Origin of the sequence: Streptomyces sp. NPDC029044, from assembly GCF_040637495.1 — a bacterium.
GTDB lineage: Bacteria > Actinomycetota > Actinomycetes > Streptomycetales > Streptomycetaceae > Streptomyces.
The window spans coordinates 32,029-52,655 of sequence record NZ_JBEZWN010000034.1; the positions used below are offsets into that span (position 1 = coordinate 32,029).

19 protein-coding genes are annotated in these 20,627 nt (G+C 71.6%); 7 read left to right on the forward strand and 12 right to left on the reverse strand.

From position 1 onward, the window contains the following. Positions 1–40: 40 nt before the first annotated feature. From galE to iolC, 7 genes are all read right to left on the reverse strand, one after another. Positions 41–1,099: a UDP-glucose 4-epimerase GalE gene (galE, locus tag AB0E85_RS24775; RefSeq protein WP_361931022.1), complete on the reverse strand. Its 1,059-nt coding sequence runs from the start codon at positions 1,097–1,099 to the stop codon at positions 41–43. Positions 1,100–1,204: 105 nt separating this feature from the next. After that, entirely contained in the window at positions 1,205–1,990 is a 786-nt protein-coding gene (locus tag AB0E85_RS24780; protein WP_361931025.1) for a GntR family transcriptional regulator, read from the reverse strand. A gap of 22 nt (positions 1,991–2,012) precedes the next feature. Next, on the reverse strand, positions 2,013–3,506 hold the full coding sequence (locus tag AB0E85_RS24785; RefSeq protein ID WP_361931130.1) for a CoA-acylating methylmalonate-semialdehyde dehydrogenase: 1,494 nt from the start codon (positions 3,504–3,506) through the stop codon (positions 2,013–2,015). Between the two features lie 41 nt (positions 3,507–3,547). After that, positions 3,548–5,422: a 3D-(3,5/4)-trihydroxycyclohexane-1,2-dione acylhydrolase (decyclizing) gene (gene iolD, locus AB0E85_RS24790; RefSeq protein WP_361931028.1), complete on the reverse strand. Its 1,875-nt coding sequence runs from the start codon at positions 5,420–5,422 to the stop codon at positions 3,548–3,550. Next, positions 5,419–6,312, reverse strand: a complete 894-nt coding sequence (gene iolB / locus AB0E85_RS24795) for a 5-deoxy-glucuronate isomerase (RefSeq protein WP_361931031.1) — start codon at positions 6,310–6,312, stop codon at positions 5,419–5,421. The genes iolD and iolB overlap by 4 nt, the downstream gene beginning before the upstream one ends. Before the next feature lie 13 nt (positions 6,313–6,325). Next, positions 6,326–7,204, reverse strand: a complete 879-nt coding sequence (locus AB0E85_RS24800) for a deoxyribose-phosphate aldolase (RefSeq protein ID WP_361931033.1) — start codon at positions 7,202–7,204, stop codon at positions 6,326–6,328. Between the two features lie 40 nt (positions 7,205–7,244). Then, positions 7,245–8,237, reverse strand: coding sequence for a 5-dehydro-2-deoxygluconokinase (gene iolC / locus AB0E85_RS24805; RefSeq protein ID WP_361931036.1), 993 nt, complete (start codon positions 8,235–8,237; stop codon positions 7,245–7,247). Positions 8,238–8,559: 322 nt separating this feature from the next. Here iolC and AB0E85_RS24810 point away from each other — a divergent pair, with 322 nt between their 5' ends. The 5 genes from AB0E85_RS24810 to AB0E85_RS24830 are packed head-to-tail and all read left to right on the forward strand — an operon-like array spanning position 8,560 to position 13,514. Then, a complete protein-coding gene (locus AB0E85_RS24810; protein ID WP_361931039.1) occupies positions 8,560–9,579 on the forward strand; it encodes a sugar ABC transporter substrate-binding protein in 1,020 nt (339 codons plus the stop codon). Then, positions 9,579–10,655 carry an ABC transporter permease gene (locus AB0E85_RS24815; RefSeq protein WP_361931042.1) on the forward strand — a complete coding sequence of 359 codons (1,077 nt, stop codon included), beginning with the start codon at positions 9,579–9,581 and terminating at the stop codon, positions 10,653–10,655. The genes AB0E85_RS24810 and AB0E85_RS24815 overlap by 1 nt, the downstream gene beginning before the upstream one ends. A 5-nt stretch (positions 10,656–10,660) precedes the next feature. Further along, positions 10,661–11,572 carry an ATP-binding cassette domain-containing protein gene (locus tag AB0E85_RS24820; protein ID WP_361931045.1) on the forward strand — a complete coding sequence of 304 codons (912 nt, stop codon included), beginning with the start codon at positions 10,661–10,663 and terminating at the stop codon, positions 11,570–11,572. Position 11,573: 1 nt separating this feature from the next. Further along, the gene (locus tag AB0E85_RS24825) at positions 11,574–12,476 is read left to right on the forward strand and encodes a sugar phosphate isomerase/epimerase (protein ID WP_361931048.1); all 903 of its coding nucleotides are present in this window, start codon (positions 11,574–11,576) and stop codon (positions 12,474–12,476) included. A gap of 18 nt (positions 12,477–12,494) precedes the next feature. Then, positions 12,495–13,514 (forward strand): Gfo/Idh/MocA family oxidoreductase, encoded by a 1,020-nt coding sequence (locus AB0E85_RS24830; RefSeq protein ID WP_361931050.1) that lies wholly within the window; start codon positions 12,495–12,497, stop codon positions 13,512–13,514. Between the two features lie 41 nt (positions 13,515–13,555). Here the strand turns inward: AB0E85_RS24830 and AB0E85_RS24835 are convergent, their stop codons facing one another. The 4 genes from AB0E85_RS24835 to AB0E85_RS24850 all read right to left on the reverse strand — a co-directional run bounded on the left by AB0E85_RS24835 (position 13,556) and on the right by AB0E85_RS24850 (position 17,630). Then, positions 13,556–14,572: a Gfo/Idh/MocA family oxidoreductase gene (locus tag AB0E85_RS24835; RefSeq protein ID WP_361931053.1), complete on the reverse strand. Its 1,017-nt coding sequence runs from the start codon at positions 14,570–14,572 to the stop codon at positions 13,556–13,558. Next, complete coding sequence (locus AB0E85_RS24840) at positions 14,569–15,573, reverse strand: Gfo/Idh/MocA family oxidoreductase (RefSeq protein ID WP_361931056.1); 1,005 nt, start codon at positions 15,571–15,573, stop codon at positions 14,569–14,571. Before AB0E85_RS24840 ends, AB0E85_RS24835 begins: the two co-directional genes overlap by 4 nt. A 114-nt stretch (positions 15,574–15,687) precedes the next feature. Then, positions 15,688–16,464, reverse strand: a complete 777-nt coding sequence (locus AB0E85_RS24845; RefSeq protein ID WP_361931058.1) for an SDR family oxidoreductase — start codon at positions 16,462–16,464, stop codon at positions 15,688–15,690. 8 nt (positions 16,465–16,472) lie between these two features. Beyond that, on the reverse strand, positions 16,473–17,630 hold the full coding sequence (locus tag AB0E85_RS24850) for a phytanoyl-CoA dioxygenase family protein (RefSeq protein WP_361931061.1): 1,158 nt from the start codon (positions 17,628–17,630) through the stop codon (positions 16,473–16,475). A gap of 108 nt (positions 17,631–17,738) precedes the next feature. On the opposite strand from AB0E85_RS24850, the gene AB0E85_RS24855 reads away from it, so the two are divergent. Both AB0E85_RS24855 and AB0E85_RS24860 read left to right on the forward strand, forming a co-directional pair. Then, positions 17,739–18,770, forward strand: coding sequence for a LacI family DNA-binding transcriptional regulator (locus AB0E85_RS24855; protein ID WP_361931063.1), 1,032 nt, complete (start codon positions 17,739–17,741; stop codon positions 18,768–18,770). 63 nt (positions 18,771–18,833) lie between these two features. Beyond that, entirely contained in the window at positions 18,834–19,445 is a 612-nt protein-coding gene (locus tag AB0E85_RS24860) for a TMEM175 family protein (RefSeq protein ID WP_361931066.1), read from the forward strand. A gap of 10 nt (positions 19,446–19,455) precedes the next feature. Here the strand turns inward: AB0E85_RS24860 and AB0E85_RS24865 are convergent, their stop codons facing one another. Next, on the reverse strand, positions 19,456–20,619 hold the full coding sequence (locus AB0E85_RS24865; RefSeq protein ID WP_361931069.1) for a Gfo/Idh/MocA family oxidoreductase: 1,164 nt from the start codon (positions 20,617–20,619) through the stop codon (positions 19,456–19,458). Between the last annotated feature and the right edge of the window lie 8 nt (positions 20,620–20,627).

Here is a 20,627-nt window from a genome sequence, read left to right on the forward strand (position 1 = left end):
GCGGTCGCGGCTGTTCCGCGGTCATGTCCGGTCGGATCGTTCAGTACTCCTTCGGCTTGGGGCGGTGCGGTGATTCCGCGTAGCCGTTCGGATGGAGCCGCTGAAACCGCCAGGCGTCCCGGCACATGGCGTCCAGGTCCCGGGTGGGGCGCCAGCAGAGGTCGCGCGCGGCGGCGCGCGCGTCGGCGACGTACTCGGCCACGTCGCCGAGGCGCCGCGGGGCGTTCTCGGTGGGGATGTGACGGCCGGTGGTGCGCGCAAACCGGGTGACCACGTCGAGGACGGAGCTGCCCTCGCCACGGCCGAGGTTGTACACCCGCATGCCCGGTTCGTCGCCGAGACGGTCCAGCGCCACCCGGAGCGCCTCGACGGTGTCCATGACGTGCACGTAGTCGCGGATCGCGGTCCCGTCGGGCGTCGGATAGTCGGTGCCGTACACGCGCAGCCGGTCCCGCTGCCCCGTGGCCACCTGGGCCAGGGACGGCATCAGCTTCCAGGGCGGGTCGCGCGGGGCCTCGCCGAGCAGTCCGCTGGGGTGGGCGCCGACCGGGTTGAAGTAGCGCAGGCACATCACGGCGTACTCGGGGCGGCGGGCGCACACGTCGGCCAGGATCTGCTCACAGACCCACTTGGAGGCGGCGAAGGGGTTGGTCGGGCGGGCCGGCGTGGACTCGTCGAGCGGCCCGTGCGCGGCCTCACCGTATATCGAGCACGTGGACGAGAAAATGAGCCGGTGCACCCCGTGTTCCTGCATGGTACGCAGCAGGGCGGTGGTGCCGGCGATGTTGGTGTCGTAGTACTCCACGGGCAGGCGCGCCGACCGGCCGGCCGACTTCAGGGCGGCGAAGTGCACGACGGCGTCCACGGCGTGCCGGTGGAACACGGCCGACAGGGCCTGGCGGTCGCGGATGTCCAACTCGTACACGGCGCCCACGAAGCGTCCGGCGACCCGCTGCACCCGTGCGAAGACCTGCGGGGTGCTGTTGGAGTAGTCGTCGACGACGATCAACTCGTAGCCGTGGTCCAGGAGTTCGGCGCATGCGTGACTGCCTATGAAACCGGCTCCGCCGGTGACCAGGACGGTGGACGGTGCGCTCATGGGCCAGGCTCTTCCCGGGGACGCCGTACGTTTACGGTGTATATATACGACTTTGCGCCCGGCTGTGCCGCGGAGTCAAGCTGTTCGGCCCATCCGCACCATCCGCTATGGCCGCACCAGCAACTGGAAGTCGAACGTGTAGACCGAGGCCCGGTAGATGTGCGTTCCGTACTCGACCGGGCGCCCCGTGTCGTCGTACGCCGTGCGCTGCATCGTCAGAAGCGCCGCACCCGCCTCCTCGTCCAGGCGGGACGCCTCCTCCGCGGTCGCCGCCCGGGCACCGACCGTCTGGCGGGCGCTGTGCAGGGTGATGCCCGCCGAGCGCATCATGCGGTACAGGCCCGTCGACTCCAGCCGGGCGTCGTCGAAGGCCGGCAGGGACACCGGCAGGTAGTTGCAGAGCAGCGCCACCGGCCGGCCGTGGGTGCGGCGCAGCCGGTCCAGGACGGTCACCTCGCTGCCCTCCGGCACCCCCAGGGCGGCGGCCACGTCGCAGGCGGCCGGGACGACCTCGTTGCGCACGACCTCGGTGGTCGGCGCCTGCCCGGCCGCCTCCAGGTCGTCGTAGAGGCTGCTCAGCTCCAGGGGGCGCCGGACGCGGCTGTGCACCACCTGGGTGCCCACCCCGCGCCGCCGGACCAGCAGCCCTTTGTCGACGAGGGACTGGATGGCCTGGCGGACGGTGGGGCGGGACAGCCCGAGGCGGACCGCCAGGTCCACCTCGTTGCCCAGGAGGTTCCCCGGGGCGAGGACCCCGCGCTCGATCGCCGCCTCCAGCTGCTGCGCGAGCTGGTGGTAGAGCGGCACCGGACTGCCACGGTCCAGGGCGAAGTCCAGTGAGCTGAGCGCAGGGGCGGCCGCGGTGCGGGCCCGGTCGCCGGTCCTCGCCATGGATGAACCCCCCTTACGGGTGTCAGGAGTTGCTCGGGAAGCCGAGGTTGATGCCGCCGTCGGAGGGGTCCGGCCAGCGGGTGGTGATGACCTTGCCCTGCGTGTAGAAGGCGATGCCGTCGTTGCCGTAGATGTGCAGGTCGCCGAAGAGGGAGTCCTTCCAGCCGCCGAAGGAGTGGTAGCCGACGGGGACCGGGATCGGGACGTTGACGCCGACCATGCCCGCCTTGACCTCCAGCTGGAAGCGGCGGGCCGCGCCGCCGTCCCGGGTGAAGATCGCGGTGCCGTTGCCCCAGCGGGAGGAGTTGATCAGCTGGATGGCCTCTTCGTACGTCTCCGTCCGCACGACCGCGAGCACCGGGCCGAAGATCTCGTCCCGGTACGCGTCCGCCGTCAGCGGCACCCGGTCCAGCAGGGAGACCCCGAGGAAGAAGCCGTCCTCGTGGCCCTCCACCGAGAAGCCCGTGCCGTCGACCACGACCTCCGCGCCCTGCTCGGCGGCCGACGCCACGTACGAGGCCACCTTGTCGCGGTGCTCGCGTGTGATCAGCGGGCCCATCTCCGAGGCCGGGTCGTTTCCGGGGCCGATCCGCAGGTTCTTCGCCCGCTCGGCGATCTTGCCGACCAGCTCGTCGCCGATGTCACCGACGGCCACGACCACCGACACGGCCATGCAGCGCTCGCCCGCCGAGCCGTACGCGGCGTTGATCGCCTGGTCGGCGGCGAGTTCCAGATCGGCGTCCGGCAGCACCAGCATGTGGTTCTTGGCGCCGCCGAGGGCCTGCACCCGCTTGCCGTGCTCGACGGCCTTCAACTGGATGTACTTGGCGATGGGCGTCGAACCGACGAAGGACACCGCCTCGATGTCCGGGTGCTCCAGAAGGCGGTCCACGGCCGTCTTGTCGCCCTGCACGACGTTCAGCACGCCCTCCGGCAGGCCCGCCTCGGTGGCCAGCTCGGCCAGCCTGAGGGAGGCCGACGGGTCCTTCTCCGACGGCTTCAGCACGAAGGTGTTGCCGCAGGCGATCGCCAGCGGGAACATCCACATCGGCACCATGGCAGGGAAGTTGAACGGCGTGATGCCCGCGACCACGCCCAGCGGCTGGCGGATCGAGGCCACGTCGACCCGGGTCGAGACCTGGGTGGACAGCTCGCCCTTGAGCTGCACGGAGATCCCGCACGCCAGCTCCACGATCTCCATGCCGCGCGCGACCTCGCCGAGCGCGTCGGAGTGCACCTTGCCGTGCTCGGCGGTGATCAGCTCGGCGATCTCGTCGCGGTGGGCGTCGAGCAGCTCGCGGTACTTGAACAGGATCGCCGTGCGCTTGGCCAGGGAGGACTCGCCCCAGCTCTCGAAGGCGGCCTTGGCGGAGGCGACCGCGGCGTCGACCTCGTCGACGGAGGCGAACGCGACCTGCTTCTCCTGGGCACCGGTCGCCGGGTTGTAGACGGGGCCGAACCGGCGGGAGGTGCCCTCGACGGGCTTGCCGTCGATCCAGTGGGTGATGGTCTTCATGGTGCGCAAGGGCCTTTCGTAAAGCTTGGGTTCGGGGGAGTTCAGAGGTGGCGGCGGCGGTCCGCCACCTGGCGGTCGTAGCGCTCCCGGGCCTCGACGGCCGCCTCGCGGGTGGCGGTCTCGGCCACCGGCACGTCCCACCAGGCCTCGGCCGGGGGAGCGGTCGGTGCCGGGTCGGTCTCGACGTACACACACGTCGGGCGGTCGGAGGCGCGGGCCGCGGCGAGCGCCTCGCGCAGCTCGCGCACGGTCTTGGCGCGCAGCACGTCCATGCCGAGGCTGGCGGCGTTGGCGGCGAGGTCGACGGGCAGCGGGGCGCCGGTGAAGGTGCCGTCGGCGGCCCGGAAGCGGTAGGCGGTGCCGAACCGCTCGCCGCCGGTCTCCTCCGACAGACCACCGATGGAGGCGTAGCCGTGGTTCTGGATCAGGACGATGTTGACCGGCAGGCCCTCCTGGACGGCGGTGACGATCTCCGTCGGCATCATGAGGTAGGTGCCGTCGCCGACCAGCGCCCACACCGGAGTGCCCGGGGCGGCCTGCTGGACGCCGATGCCGGCGGGGATCTCGTAGCCCATGCAGGAGTAGCCGTACTCCAGGTGGTACTGGCGCGGGCTGCGCGAGCGCCACAGCTTGTGCAGGTCGCCGGGGAGCGAACCGGCGGCGTTGATCACCACGTCGTCGTCGCCGACGGCCGCGTCCAGCGCGCCGAGCACCTGCGTCTGGGTCGGGACCGCGCTGTCGTCGTCGGCCCGGTAGGCGGCCTCGACGGCCTCCTCCCAGCGCTCCTTGCCGGCGCGGTACCCGGCCTCGTAGGCCTCGGACACGCGGTGCCCGGCCAGCCCCTCGGCCAGCTTCTCCAGGCCGGACCGGGCGTCGCACACCAGCGTCCGCGCGGCCAGCTTGTGCGCGTCGAAGCCGGTGATGTTGAGGTTGAGGAACCGCACGCCCGGGTTCTGGAAGAGCGTGCCGGAGGCCGTGGTGAAGTCGGTGTAGCGGGTGCCGACACCGATCACCAGGTCGGCGGTGCGGGCGAGTTCGTCGCTGACCGCGGTGCCGGTGTGGCCGATGCCGCCGAGGTCGGCGGGGTGGTCGTGGCGCAGGGAGCCCTTGCCGGCCTGGGTGGAGGCGACCGGGATGCCGGTGGCCTCCACGAACGTCCTCAGCGCCTGCTCGGCCTCGCTGTGGTGGACGCCGCCACCTGCCACGATCAGCGGCCGCTCCGCCGACCGGATCGCCTCGATCGCGGCGCTCAGCTCGACCGGGTCCGGCGCGGGACGCCGTACGTACCAGACGCGCTCGGCGAAGAACTCCTCCGGCCAGTCGTACGCCTCCGCCTGCACGTCCTGCGGCAGGGCGAGGGTGACGGCGCCGGTCTCCGCCGGGTCGGCCAGCACCCGCATCGCCTGGAGCGCCGAGGGGATCAGCGCCTCGGGGCGGGTGATCCGGTCGAAGTACCGCGACACCGGGCGCAGCGTGTCGTTGACCGACACGTCGGCCTCGACCGGGTGCTCCAGCTGCTGGAGCAGCGGGTCGGGGGCGTGCGAGGCGAAGTAGTCGCCGGGCAGCAGCAGCACCGGCAGCCGGTTGATCGTCGCCAGGGCCGCGCCGGTGACCAGGTTGGTGGCGCCCGGGCCGATCGACGTCGTCACCGCCTGCGCGGACAGGCGGTTCAGCTGCCGGGCGTAGCCGACCGCGGCGTGCACCATGGACTGCTCGTTGCGGCCCTGGTGGAACGGCATGACCTCCTCGCCCACCTCCAGGAGCGCCTGGCCGACCCCGGCGACGTTGCCATGGCCGAAGATGCCCCAGGTCCCGGCGATCAGCCGGCGGCGCACGCCGTCCCGCTCGGTGTACTGGGCGGAGAGGAACCGCACCAGTGCCTGGGCGGTCGTCAGTCGGCGGGTGGCGGCGCTCATACGGAGGTCTCCGGGGCGGTGTAGAGGGGGAGGCGGGGGTCGACCGGCTGGTCCGGCCAGGTGTCGCGGACCCAGGCGTGGTCGGGGTGGTCGCAGATCAGCCAGGCGCGCTCGGCCTCCGGGCCGGCCATGACGTTGAGGTAGTACATGTGGTGGCCGGGCGTGGCCATCGACGGCCCGTGCCAGCCGTCCGGGATGAGGACGACGTCACCGTCGCGGACCTCGGCCAGCACGTCGGTGTCCCGGCCCGGGCCGGAGGGGGAGACGCGCTGGTAACCGAGGCCGGGGACGCCGTCGTGGCCGGCGAACTCGAAGTAGTAGATCTCCTCCAGCACGGACTCCTCGCCCGGCCGGTGCTCGTCGTGCTTGTGCGGCGGGAACGACGACCAGTTGCCGCCCGGCGTGATCACCTCGACCGCGATGAGCTTGTCGCACTCGAAGACCCCGGCCGCGCCGAAGTTGTTGACCTGCCGGGAGCAGTTCCCGGTGCCCCGCAGCTCCACCGGCACCTCGGACGCGGGTCCGTAGCGGGCGGGCAGCCGGCGGGTGCAGCGCGCACCGGTCAGCGCGAACCGGCCGCCGCCCGCGGACGTCACGGTGACCCGGGCGTCGCGCGGCACGTACGCGAAGTCGCTGACGCCGCTGAACACATCGGCGCGGCCGTTCAGTTCGAACGTCTCCCGGCCGAAGTCGTCCCCGGCTTCGACCGTGCAGCCGCCGCTCAGCGGGACGACGATCCACTCGCTGTCGCCGGTGCCGAAGGAGTGGGCGCCGCCCGGCGGCAGCTCCAGGACCCGCAGGCTGGAGTGGCCCCAGCCGGCCTTCTCGGGCGTGACGTCGACGGCGTAGGGGCCGCCGAGGGCCTTGCCGGCGGGAAGGTGGTACGTCATGGCATCCTCCGGATCACAGCAGACCGACGGCCGTGTCGACCGCTTCTTCCACGCTGCCCCCGGCCGGGTAGAGCAGCGACCGTCCGACCACCATGCCCTGGACGGTGGGCAGTCGCAGGGCCTTGCGCCAGCGTTCGTACGCGGCGTCCTGGTCGTCGCCGACCTCTCCGCCGAGCAGGACGACGGGCAGGGTGGAGGTCTCCAGCACCTCGGCCATGTCGTCCGGGTCGTCGGTGACGGGCAGCTTCAGCCAGGTGTAGGCGGAGGTGCCGCCGAGCCCGGAGGCTATGGCGACGGAGCGGGTGACGGCTTCGGCGGACAGGTCGTTGCGCACTGCGCCGTCGACCCGCCGGGAGATGAACGGCTCGACGAACAGCGGCAGGCGCTCAGCCGCCATGGCGTCGATGGCCCGGGCGGTGGACTCCAGGGTGGTCAGCGAGCCCGGGTCGTCGTAGTCGATGCGGACCAGGAGCTTGCCCGCGTCGAAGCGGAGCCGGGCGATGTCCTCGGCGCGGTGCCCGGTGAAGCGGTCGTCCATCTCGAAGGCGGCGCCGGCGAGTCCGCCGCGGTTCATGGAGCCCATGACGACCTTGTCGTCGAGGACGCCGAGGAGCAGGAGGTCCTCCAGGATGTCGGCGGTGGCGAGGACCCCGTCGACGCCGGGCCGGGACAGCGCGGTGCACAGCCGCTCCAGCAGGTCGGCGCGGTTGGCCATGGCCAGGCGCCGGTCGCCGACCCCGAGGGCGCCGCGCGCCGGGTGGTCGGCGGCCACGATCATCAGGCGACCGCTGTCGCCGAGCAGCGGGCGCCGCGTCCGCCGGGCCGCCGCCTCGGCGACGGCCTCGGGATTGCGGGCCCGGACCGTGGTGAGGTCGGGGATGCCGATGTTCAAGGAAGGCTCCGTTTCAGTGGGCTCGTGCTCGGCGACGGCATCAGTGACTCGTGCTCGGCGACGGCACCCCGGCGAGCAGGCCGGCGACCTCGGACTCGGTGGGCATCGCGGAGGAGCAGGCGAGGCGCGAGGCGACGAGGGCACCGGCGGCGTTGGCGTGGCGCATGGTCTTCTCCAGGTCCCAGCCGGCGAGCAGACCGTGGCAGAGCGAGCCGCCGAAGGCGTCGCCCGCGCCGAGGCCGTTGACCACCTCGACGGGCACCGGCGGCACCTCGGCCCGGGTGCCGTCGCGGTGCACGGCGAGGACGCCCTTGGGGCCCTGCTTGACGACGGCCAGCTCCACGCCCGCCGCCAGCAGCGCCTCCGCGCAGGCCTGCGGCTCGCGCACGCCGGTGGCGATCTCGCACTCGTCGAGGTTCCCGACGGCGACCGTGGCGTGGCGCAGGGCCTCGCGGTAGTACGGGCGGGCCTCCTCGGGGTCGCGCCAGGCTGTGTCCTTCCAAAGCACCGGCCGCCAGTCGAGGTCGAAGACGGTGATGCCCGACTTGTCGCGGGCCTTCAGGGCGGCGAGGGTGGCGGAGCGGCTGGGCTCCTCGCTCAGGCCGGTGCCGGTGATCCAGAAGACCCGGGCGTCGCGGACGGCGAAGAAGTCCAGCTCGTCGGTGTGGATCTCCAGGTCCGGGGCCTTGGGGCGGCGGTAGAAGTACAGGGGGAAGTCGTCGGGCGGGAAGATCTCGCAGAACGTGACCGGAGTCGGGTACGCCGCGACCGGGGTGACCCAGCGGTCGTCGACGCCGAAGCCCTTGAGCTCCTCGTGCAGATAGGTGCCGAAGGGGTCGTCGCCGGTGCGTGTGATCACCGCCGTACGGCGTCCGAGGCGGGCGGCGGCGACCGCCACATTGGCCGCGGAACCTCCCAGGAATTTCCCGAACGTCTCCACTTGCTCCAGCGGGACCCCGGTCTGGAGGGGGTAGAGGTCGACCCCGATGCGGCCCATCGTGATCACATCGAAATACTGGGCTGGCTCGGCCATGCGCGACCTCCTCGGGAAGCTGGGGATGCGGGTCCTGGGGCGCCCTGCCACGGTGGGGGCGTGGATCCACGGGACCTGCCGCCCCCCAGGTGTAGGTCGCGGAGGGCGGTGCTGTCAATAGTTTGTACTTACATTCGGACCTGCTTGTGAAATGATGTCTTAACAAAGTATTGACAGCGGGCGTGGCAGCGACTTGTATCCCGTGCCATCGCAACAGTCGGTTTGCGGCATCATGATCCGGACTCCGTAAGGCTCCGGGACCACGGATCCCTTCGTGATCCCTTCCTTTCCCCCGCAGTAGCACAGTGAGGTGCCAGGAAAGATGGACCGCTCTTCTCACCCCCGCTCTCGCAGGTTCGCGCCCGTCGTCGCCGTGGCCGCGGCAGCGGCCCTGACCCTCGCCGGCTGCTCCAGCGGTTCCGGGGGCAAGAAGTCCGAGGAAGGCGCCGCCGACGCCTCGGCCGGCAAGGCGACCACGCCCCGCATGACCGTCGCCCTGGTCACCCACCAGGCGCCCGGCGACACCTTCTGGGACACCGTCCGCAAGGGCGCCGAGGCCGCGGCCGCCAAGGACAACATCAAGCTCATCTACTCCGCCGACCCGAACGCGGGCAACCAGGCCAACCTCGTCCAGAACGCGATCGACCAGAAGGTCGACGGCATCGCCGTCACCCTCGCCAAGCCGGACGCGCTCAAGGGCGTCATAGGCAAGGCCGAGAAGTCCGGCATACCCGTGGTCGGCCTCAACTCCGGCCTGAGCGACTGGAAGAAGCTCAACCTGCTGGAGTTCTTCGGCCAGGACGAGTCCGTCGCGGGCGAGGCCTTCGGCAAGAAGCTCAACGAGGTCGGCGCCAAGCACGTCCTCTGCGTCATGCAGGAGCAGGGCAACGTCGGTCTCACCCAGCGCTGCGACGGCGTGGCGAAGACCTTCGACGGCAAGGTCGACCCGCAGAACGTCAACGGCACCGACATGCCGTCCGTGAAGTCGACGATCACCGCCAAGCTGAAGCAGGACCCGTCCATCGACTACGTCGTCACCCTCGGCGCCCCCTTCGCGCTGACGGCCGTGCAGTCGGTCGGCGACGCCGGCAGCAAGGCGAAGATCGCCACCTTCGACCTCAACAAGGACCTCATCAAGTCCATCAAGGGCGGCGACATCCAGTTCGCCGTCGACCAGCAGCCCTACCTCCAGGGCTACCTGGCCGTCGACGGCCTGTGGCTCTACAAGAACAACGGCAACTACAGCGGCGGCGGTGAGCAGCCCGTGCTGACCGGCCCGGCCTTCGTCGACAAGTCCAACGTCGACAAGATCGGGGAGTTCGCCGCGAAGGGCACCCGGTGATGAGCATGACCCAGCAGGCCACGCCGGCGGTGGGAACACCGCCGGCCCCCGGCCAGAAGCAGTCCGACGGCCGGACGCAGCGGCGCCCGCTGGCGCTGCGGCTGCTGGCCCGGCCCGAGGTCGGGGTCTTCCTGGGCGCCGTCGCGGTGCTCGTGTTCTTCCTGATCGCCGCGCCGCCGGTACGTGACGGCAGCTCGATGGCGAACATCCTGTACCAGTCGTCGACCATCGGGATCATGGCGCTGCCCGTGGCCCTGCTGATGATCGGCGGCGAGTTCGACCTGTCCGCCGGTGTCGCCGTGATCACCTCGGCGCTGACCGCGTCGATGCTCAGCTACCAGCTGACCCTGAACGTCTGGATGGGCGTGATCGTCGCCCTGATCGTGTCCCTCGCGATCGGCGCGTTCAACGGCTGGCTGCTGGTCAAGACCGGCCTGCCCAGCTTCCTGGTCACCCTGGGGACGTTCCTGATCCTCCAGGGCGTGAACCTTGCGATCACCAAGCTGGTCACGGGCAACGTGGCCACCGACGACATCAGCGACATGGACGGCTTCGCCCAGGCGCAGAAGATCTTCGCCTCCTCGTTCGAGGTCGGCGGGGTGAACGTCAAGATCACGGTGGTGTACTGGCTGGTGTTCGCCGCCCTCGCCACCTGGGTGCTGCTGCGCACCAAGTACGGCAACTGGATCTTCGCCGTCGGCGGCAACAAGCACTCCGCGCGGGCCGTGGGTGTGCCGGTGACCTTCACCAAGATCTCCCTCTTCATGCTGGTCGGCTTCGGCGCCTGGTTCGTCGGCATGCACCAGCTGTTCTCCTTCAACACCGTGCAGTCCGGCGAGGGCGTGGGCCAGGAGCTCATCTACATCGCCGCGGCCGTCATCGGCGGCTGCCTGCTCACCGGCGGCTACGGCTCCGCGATCGGCCCGGTCTTCGGTGCCTTCATGTTCGGCATGGTGCAGCAGGGCATCGTCTACGCCGGCTGGAACCCGGACTGGTTCAAGGCCTTCCTCGGCGTGATGCTCCTGGGCGCCGTCCTCATCAATCTGTGGGTCCAGCGCACGGCGACCCGGAGGTGACCGCGATGACCAGCAAAGAAACGGGCACCCACGGTGCCGTCCTCGAAGACACCCCGCCCGCCGGCGAGCGCCCCATCGTCGAACTGCGCGGCGCCGGCAAGTCCTACGGCAACATCCGCGCCCTGCACGGCGTGAGCCTGGACGTGCACCCGGGCAACGTGACCTGCGTCCTGGGCGACAACGGCGCCGGCAAGTCCACCCTCATCAAAATCATCTCCGGGCTGCACCAGCACACCGAGGGCGAGTTTCTCGTCGACGGCGAACCGGTGCGCTTCTCCACCCCGCGCGAGGCCCTCGACAAGGGCATCGCCACGGTCTACCAGGACCTGGCCGTCGTCCCGCTGATGCCGGTGTGGCGCAACTTCTTCCTCGGCTCCGAGATGACCAAGGGCCCCTGGCCGCTGCGCCGTCTCGACATCGAGCAGATGAAGAAGACCGCGGACGAAGAGCTGCGCAACATGGGCATCGTCCTGGACGACATGGAGCAGCCCATCGGCACGCTCTCCGGCGGCCAGCGGCAGTGCGTCGCGATCGCCCGCGCCGTCTACTTCGGCGCCCGCGTCCTCATCCTGGACGAGCCCACCGCAGCCCTCGGCGTCAAGCAGTCCGGCGTGGTGCTGAAGTACATCGCCGCCGCCCGCGAGAAGGGCCTCGGCGTCATCTTCATCACCCACAACCCCCACCACGCCTACATGGTCGGCGACCACTTCAGCGTCCTGCGCCTGGGCACCATGGAACTGTCCGCCTCGCGCAGCGACGTCAGCCTCGAAGAGCTCACCAACCACATGGCCGGCGGCGCCGAACTGGCCTCCCTCAAGCACGAGTTGGCGCAGGTCCGCGGCGTCGACGTCGAAGGGCTCCCCGAAGAGGGGGACCTCACCGCTCCCGTAGCCACGTCCTCGGAAGGAAAGTCCTGACATGGCCCACGCGCTCGACCGCATCCGGGTCGGCTCCGCACCCGACTCCTGGGGCGTCTGGTTCCCCGACGACCCCCAGCAGGTGCCCTGGGAACGCTTCCTCGACGAGGTCGCCGAGGCCGGCTACTCCTGGATCGAACTCGGCCCCTACGGCTACCTGCCGACCGACCCGGCCCGGCTCACCGACGAGGTGACCGAGCGGAACCTGAAGGTCTCCGCCGGCACCATCTTCTGCGGACTGCACCGCGGCCCCTCCGAGTGGGACTCCACCTGGGAGCAGGTCAGCAACGTCGCCGCGCTGACCCAGGCCATGGACGCGAAGCACCTGGTCGTCATTCCGTCCTTCTGGCGCGACGACAAGACCGCCGAGATCCTGGAGCCTCCGGAGCTCACCACCGAGCAGTGGCGCAACCTCACCACCGGCATGGAGCGCCTCGGCCGCGAGGTGAAGGACACGTACGGCCTGGACATCGTCGTCCACCCGCACGCCGACACCCACATCGACACCGAGGAGCACGTCGAGCGGTTCCTCGACTCGACCGACTCCGACGCGGTCAACCTGTGCCTGGACACCGGGCACTACGCCTACTGCGGCGGCGACAGCGTCAAGCTGATCGAGACCTACGGTGAGCGCATCGGCTACCTGCACCTCAAGCAGGTCGACCCGGAGATCCTCGCGGACGTCGTCAAGAACGAGGTGCCGTTCGGCCCGGCCGTCGCGCGCGGTGTGATGTGTGAACCGCCCGCCGGTGTACCGGAGCTCGGCCCCGTCCTGACGGCCGCGCAGAAGCTGGGCGTGGACCTCTTCGCCATCGTCGAGCAGGACATGTACCCCTGCGAGCCGGACAAGCCGCTGCCGATCGCGGTGCGCACCCGCAAGTTCCTGAGGTCCTGCGGCGCCTGACGACCCGAAAGGACGGCCATGACGGAGCGCGCCCCCCTCGGAGTCGCGGTCATCGGTACCGGAAGGATGGGCGCCGACCATGTGCGCCGCATCCACGAAGTCACCAGCGGAGCACGGGTGACGGCCGTCGTGGACGTCGACGCGGAGCGCGCGAAGGCCGTCGCCGCCCGTGTCGACGGCTGCACCGCCCACACCGACCCGGCGGCCGCGATGGCCGCGGCCGACGTCGACGCCGTCCTGATCGCCTCACCCGGCCCGGCCCACGAAGCCGCCCTGCTCGCCGCCTTCGAGCACGATCTGCCCGTCCTGTGCGAGAAGCCGCTCACCCCCGACGCGGCCTCCGCCCTGCGCGTCCTCGAAGCCGAACTGCGCCTCGGCCACCGCCGTGTCCAGGTCGGCTTCATGCGCCGCTACGACCCCGAGTACGCGAAGCTGAAGGCCCTGCTGGCCACGGGCCAGCTGGGCCGCCCGCTCATGGTGCACAACCGGCACCGCAACGTCGCCAGCCCGCCCTTCTTCACCAGCTCCATGCTGATCAGCGACTCCGTCGCCCACGAGGCCGACGCGACCCGCTGGCTGCTGGGCCACGAGATCACGGCCGTCACGGTGCTGCGCCCCACCCCCTCGGCCAGCGCCCCGGACGCCCTCCAGGACCCCCAGTTCGTCGTCTTCGAGACCGACGGCGGCGCCCTCAGCGACGTCGAGATCTTCGTCAACTGCGGCTTCGGCTACCAGGTCCAGGCGGAGGTCGTCTGCGAACGCGGCACCGCCCGCATCGGCGACGGCCACGCCGTGGTCACCAACATGGCCGGCCGCTGGGGCGGCACCATCGCCCAGGACTGGACCGAACGCTTCGAGACGGCCTACGACCAGGAGATCCAGGCCTGGGTCGACGCCACCCGGCGCGGCGAGGTGACCGGCCCGAGCGTCTGGGACGGCTATGCCGCGGCAGCGGTGTGCGAGGCGGGGGTACGGGCGCTGGAGAACGGCGGCCGGGTCGAGGTCGAACTCGCGGAGAGGCCCGCGCTGTACGCGTGAAGAGGGCCCGGGGTCACGCCCCGGGCCCTCTTCCGCGCGGGTCAGGTCCTGGTCCGCGGCCGGGGCTCGAAGCCGGCCGTCCGGTAGCAGGTGTCGATGAGCTCCATCGTCGTCACCGCGTCGTCCGCGTCCAGCGGCAGCGGCGTGCCCTCCCTCACCCGGGCCGCGAACGCCTCCAGCTGGTACGTGTACGACGAGCGCGTGCCGAGGTGCTCCGTGCGCTCGCCCTCGGGTGTGCGGACCACGACCCGGTCGTCCAGCTGGGGCAGGACGAAGTTCCGGGCCGTCGCCTCGCCCCGGGTGCCGACGAGCCGGATGCTCATGTCCAGGCCGTCGTAGGCCATGTGACAGCGGGCCGAGCCCGTCGCGCCGCCGGGGTACTCCAGGTCGGCGTCCAGCCACTCGTCGACGCCGGGCGCGCCCGCGCGCTCCCCGGCCCGGGCCGCGGTCAGGCGTGGGGCGCCGCCCGCCCAGGGGGCGAGCATCCGCAGCGCGTGCAGGCTGTAGCAGCCGAGGTCCATCAGGGCGCCGCCGGCCAGCGGCAGGGACCAGCGCGGGTCGGTGTCCGGCGGCGCAGCGATGGCGACCATGGCCTCGACGTGCCGCAGTTCGCCGAGTTCGCCGGAGGCCAGCAGCTCGTGGAGGCGCCGGGTGACCGGGTGGAAGAGGTAGTGGAACGCCTCCATGAAGACCGTCCCGGCCTTCTCGGCGGCCCGCCGCACTTCCGCCGCCTCCGCTGCGTTGCTCGCCGACGGCTTCTCCGACAGCACGTGCTTGCCGGCCGCGAGGGCGGCCAGGTTCCACGGTCCGTGCAGGCCGTTGGCGAGCGGGTTGTAGACGACGTCGACCTCGGGATCGGCGATCAGCTCGGCGTACGAGGACGCCACCCGCTCCACCCCGTGCCCCGCGGCGAACGCCTCGGCGCGGGCGCGGTCACGGGCGGCCACCGCGACGAGGCGGTGGCCGGTCGCCCGGGCCGGGCCGGTCAGGGAGCGTTCGGTGATCCGCGCGGCTCCCAGCACACCTATCCGCAGGGGTTCCCGGCCCGTCCCGCTCATGCCTGCCGTACCTCCTCGATCGTCACCGGACGGTGCTCGTGCAGCGACAGCGTGCACGCGTCGGCGATCCAGCCCGCCTCCAGCGCGTCCTCGATGGTGCAGGGCGAGGGGCGGGTCCCGGCCACGACCTCGGTGAACGCGGTCAGTTCGGCACGGTAGGCCGCGGTGAAGCGGTCCATGAAGAAGTCGTGCGGGGTGCCCGCGGGGAAGGTCACCCCGGGCTCGACGGAGCGCAGCGGCAGCTTGTCCTCCAGGCCTACCGCGACGGAGTCCTGGAAGCCGTGGATCTCCATGCGGACATCGTAACCGCGGGCGTTGTGGCGGGAGTTGGAGACGACCGCGATGGTGCCGTCGTCGAGGGTGAGGATCGCGCCGGTGGTGTCGGCGTCACCGGCGTCCTTGATGTACTCGGCGCCCCGGTTGCCGCCCACCGCGTACACCTCGGTCACCTCACGGCCGGTCACCCAGCGGATGATGTCGAAGTCGTGCACCGAGCAGTCGCGGAAGATGCCGCCGGAAGCGGCGATGTACGCGGCCGGCGGGGGAGCCGGGTCCAGCGTGGTCGAGCGGACCGTGTGCAGCTTGCCGAGCTCACCGCTCTGCACGGCCGCGCGGGCGTTGACGAACCCGGTGTCGAAGCGGCGGTTGTAGCCGATCTGGATCGGCACGTCCCGGCCGCGGACGGCCTTGAGGACCTCGACGCCCTCGGCCATGGTCCGGGCGACGGGCTTCTCGCAGAAGACGGGGACGCCGGCCTCGACACCGGCGAGGATCAGCGCGGGGTGGGCGTCCGTCGCGGCCGCGACGACGATGCCGTCCACACCGGCGGCCAGCAGGGCTTCCGGCGAGTCCACGACATCGGCCCCGAACCGCTCGGCGGCCGCCTTGGCCGCATCGGCGAACGGGTCGGTCAGGACGAGGGAGTCGACGGCGTCGAGTCCGGAGAGGGTCTCGGCGTGGAAGGCGCCGATGCGGCCGAGGCCGAGGATTCCGATGCGCATGGGGTGTTGCTCCTTGTTGCAGGGTGGGGGAGGCGCCCCGTCAGGGGCACGGGGAACTGCGCGACAAGCCACTAAGGCGCCGCACACGAGCGGACAACAACGCGCGGCAAATCCCTAGTCGAGCCCCCCCAACACGTTCTGGTCCCAGTCGATGACCGACCCGGTGACCACCCCGGACCGCTCCGACAGCAGGAACACAACGAAGTCGGCGATCTCGTCTGGCTGCCCCAGCTTGCCCATCGGCAGCTTCGCGGCCGCCTCTTCGCGCCAGTCGTCACCCGCCCCGTGGAAGGCCTTCTGCGTCGCGTCCTCGCCCTCCGTGGCCGTCCAGCCGATGTTGAGGCCGTTGATCCGGATCCGGTCCCAGCGGTGGGCGTGGGCGGCGTTGCGGGTCAGACCGATCAGACCCGCCTTGGCGGCGACGTACGGCGCCAGGAACGGCTGCCCGCCGTGGGCCGACGAGGTGATGATGTTGACGACCGTGCCGGGCTCCTGACGCCCCACCATGTCCGCCACCGCCGCCTGCATCGCGAAGAACGGGCCCTTGAGGTTGATCCCGATGTGCTGGTCGAACAGCTCGGGCGTGGTGTCGAGCAGCGTTCCCCGGGAGGTCAGTCCGGCCGAGTTCACGAGGCAGTCGACGCGGCCGTACGCCCGTACGACCTGCGTCACGGAGTCCTTGGCCTGCCCCGCGTCCGACAGGTCGGCCCGCACGTACAGGGCCTTGCCGCCCGCGGCGGTCAGCTCCTCCACCAGTGCCTCACCGGGGCCGGGGCGCCGCCCGGTGACGGCCACGACCGCGCCCTCGCGCACGGCGGCCCGCGCGACGGCCGCGCCGACCCCCTGGCTTCCGCCGTTGACCAGGACGACCTTGTCGTCGAGAAGTGTCATCGGTTTCCTCAGCTCTCTCGCCGTTCGGCACCGGCCCGCAGCTCCGCCCGGAGCGCCTCCGGCGTCCACTCCTCGCGCAGCGCCCGCCGCATCAGATCCGCTTGCGAGGGCGGAGCCAGCCCGTCGACCGGCGGGTCGCTGTCGAGGTTGGTCGGGAAGGGGTAGCCCTCGGCGCTCGCCGCGATCACGTGCTCCAGCCACGCCCGGTCGGCGCCCTCGGCCTTGCGCCTGAGGAGAGCCGGGTACACCGCGTTGGCCACCGCCTCCCGGTCCACCGTCTCCATCGCCCGGCCGAACGCGGACGACACCTGGAGCAGGTTGGCCATGCGCCGGATGTCCGCGGAACGGTTGGTGCCGGCCGCGTGGAAGAGGGCCGGGTTGAAGAACACCGCGTCGCCCTTCGCGAGCGGCAGCTGCACCTGGTGCGCCTCGAAGTACGCCCGGAACTCCGGCCGCCGCCAGGCGAGGTAGCCCGGCGCGTACTTCTGCGAGTGCGGCAGGTACATCGTCGGCCCGGACTCCACCGGCATGTCGCAGTGCGCGACCGCGCCCTGGAGCGTCAGCACGGGGGAGAGGCGGTGCACGTGCGCCGGGTAGGCGGCGGCGACCTCGTTCGTCAGGAAGCCCAGGTGGTAGTCGCGGTGCGCGCTCTGCGCCGCGCCGCCCGGGTTGACCACGTTGAGCTGAGAGGTGACCTGGTAGCCGGGGCCCAGCCAGGCGGTGGCCACCAGGGCCAGGATCTCGTTCGCGTAGTAGTCGGCGAACGCCTCCGCGTCGTAGAGGGCCGTCTTCTCCAGCGCGTTCCACACCCGGTCGTTGGCGCCCGGCTTGGCGAAGTGGTCACCGGCGGCCGCGCCCGAGGCGCGCTGCTCGGCGATCAGCGCTTCGAACACGTCGGTGGCCCGGTCCACGACCCGGAGGTCGGGAAAGGCTCCGCGGAAGACCACGATGCCGGGGCCGTCGGCGAGCGCCCGCACCAGCTCGGCCTGGACCACCCGGTCACCTTCGAGCAGGCCGCAGTCGTAGACGAGCACGTTCCGCTCCACGGCGGAGGCGTGCGGATAGTCGGCGGGGTCGGTGGCCTGCTCGACCAGCGCGCGGAACGCGTCGAGATCGCAATCCTGTTCGGACAGCCAGGCGCGGTGGTGGACGGAAGTGAAGGACATCGTCGTCCCTTCGGGGTCACGGAGCGACGCAGCCCTGTCATTCTTGTCAGTACAAACACCTCGAACAACCAGCAGCGAGCCATCAAAAACCCCTCAAGGAGCCGGCGCATGGGCCACCCGTTCCCGATCCGGGAGATCGCACGTCAGGCGGGCCTGAGCGAGGCGACCGTCGACCGGGTGCTGAACGGCAGGGGAGGCGTGCGCGAGAGCACCGCCCGGGAGGTCCGCCAGGCCATCGCCGACCTCGACCGGCAGCGCACCCAGGTCCGGCTCGTCGGCCGGACGTTCATGGTCGACATCGTGATGCAGGCACCCGAGCGGTTCACGACCGCCGTGCGCGCCGCCCTGGAGGCCGAGCTGCCGTCCCTGCGCCCGGCGGTGCTGCGTTCCCGCTTCCACTTCCGCGAGACCGGCCCGGCCGGGGAGCTGGTGCGGATCCTGGACCGCATCGCGCGGCGCGGCTCGCAGGGAGTGATCCTCAAGGCGCCCGACGTCCCCGAGGTCACCGCCGCGGTCGGCCGCCTCGAAGCCGCCGGCGTCCCGGTCGTGACACTGGTGACCGACCTGCCCGCCAGCGCCCGCCGCGCCTACGTCGGCATAGACGACCGGGCCGCGGGAGCGACGGCCGCCTACCTGATGGGCCGGTGGCTGGGGGAGCGCCCGGGCAACATCCTCACCAGCCTCAGCAGCGGCTTCTTCCGCAACGAGGAAGAGCGCGAGATGGGCTTCCGCAGCGCCATGCGCGCCCGGCACCCCGAGCGCACGCTGGTCGAGATCGCCGAGGGCCAGGGCCTGGACGCCACCCAGTACGACCTCGTCCGGGCCGCGCTGGAACGCGACCCCGACATCCGCGCCGTCTACTCGATCGGCGGCGGCAACATCGCCACGCTGCGGGCCTTCGACGACCTCGGCCGCGACTGTGCGGTGTTCGTCGCGCACGACCTCGACCACGACAACACCCGGCTGCTGCGCGAGCACCGCCTGTCCGCCGTGCTCCACCACGACCTCCGCCAGGACGTCCGCGAGGCCTGCCACACCGTCATGCGCGCCCATGACGCGCTGCCGCCGGCGGGACCGACCCTGCCCTCGGCGATCCAGGTGGTGACGCCGTACAACATGCCACCGCAGGCGGCCGTGTGATCCGGACGGCCCGCCGGGCGTGGGTCCGGAAGCGGGGCCCGCGCCCCGCCTACGGTCGGACCCATGTGGACATCACGCCCGGACGGCGGGCCGGACCGGCTGCTGGCGCTCGCCGACGGGGTGTTCGCCATCGCCATCACCCTGCTGGTCCTGGATCTGTCCGTGCCGGGGGACCTGGAGCCCGACCGGTACCGGGAGGCCCTGCGCCGGGTGCTCCCCGACCTAGGGGCCTACGCGCTCAGCGTCGCGGTGCTCGGCAGCTACTGGCGCGACCACCGCAGGATCTTCCGCGGGGTGCGGGAGGTCGACGGACAGGTGATCAGCCTGTCCGTCGTCGGGTTCGGGGTCGCGGCCCTCGTCCCCTTCCCGACCCGGCTGCTCGCCGAGTACGGCGACCAGTCCGTGTCGGTCGCCGTCTACGCCGGGGCCGTGGCCGCGCTCGGCGCCTGCCACCTGGCGGTGGCCGCCGTCCTGGCCAGGCGCCCCTGGCTGCGGCACGGCACGCCCACCGAGGCGGCGACCCCGCTGTACCTCCTCGACAGCGCCACGATCGTGGTGGTCTTCCTGGTCACCGTCCCGCTGGTCTTCGTGACCGGCCCCGTCATCATGTGGCTGTGGCTCGTCCTCGTCCCGGCCAAGGTCTACCTGGGCCGGCGGCTCCAGACCAGGGCGTGAGGGGGCCGCTTCACGCCGGCCCGGCCACGTCCGCCCACGTACCGCTGCGCGCCGACCGCGCCATCGCGTCCAGCGCGGCCGCGCTGTGCACGGCGTCCGTGAGCGTCGCTCCGTGCGCGGAGCCCTCGGCGACCGACGTCAGGAAGCGGTACGCCTCGATGACCTTCAGGTCGTCGTACCCCATCGCGTTCGCCGCGCCCGGCTGGAACGCGGCGAACTCCCCGTGGCCCGGGCCGACGTAGAGCGTGGTGACGGACTGGTCCTGGTACGTCGTGCCGCGGCTGACGCCCAGCTCGTTCATACGGCGGAAGTCCCAGAAGACGGCCCCCTTGGTGCCGTGCACCTCGAAGCCGTAGTTGTTCTGCTCGCCCACCGAGACCCGGCATGCCTCCAGGACACCGCGCGCCCCGGAGGCGAAGCGCAGCAGGCAGCTGACATAGTCCTCGTTCTCGACCGGGCCGAGTTCCCCTCCGGCGGCGCGGCTGTGGCCCGCCGTGGCGCCGGCCGGGCGGGCCCGCTCCGGGAGGAAGACCGCAGTGTCGGCGGCGAGCGACGCGATGTCGCCGAGCAGGAACCGGGCCAGGTCCACACCGTGCGAGGCCAGGTCGCCCAGCACCCCGCTGCCGCCCCGCTCCCGCTCGTACCGCCAGGTCAGCGCACCCTCGGGGTGGGCCGCGTAGTCGCTGAACAGCCGGATGCGGACATGCGTGACCGCGCCGATCTCCCCGGAGGCGATCAGCTCGCGGGCCGTCTCGACGGCGGGTGCGTTGCGGTAGTTGAAGCCGACGGTGCCCTGCACTCCCGCTGTGGCCACCGCGTCCGCCACCGCTCGGGCGTCCTCCGCTGTCAGACCCACCGGCTTCTCGATCCAGATGTGCTTGCCCGCCTCGGCCATGGCGACGCCGATCTCACGGTGCAGGAAGTTCGGCGCGGTGATGCTGACGGCCCGCACGCGGGGGTCGGCCACGACCTCGCGCCAGTCGCGGGTCGTCGAGGCGAACCCGAACTGCGCTGCGGCCTCCTCCGCCCGGCCCGGCACCTCCTCGGCGACCGTCACCAGCTCCGGGACGAGGGGCAGCCGCGGATAGTGGTGCCGCACACGCGCGTACGCCTGGGTGTGCACCCGCCCCATCCAGCCGAATCCGACGACGGCGACGCCGAGCGTGTCCACCATGAGAGCCC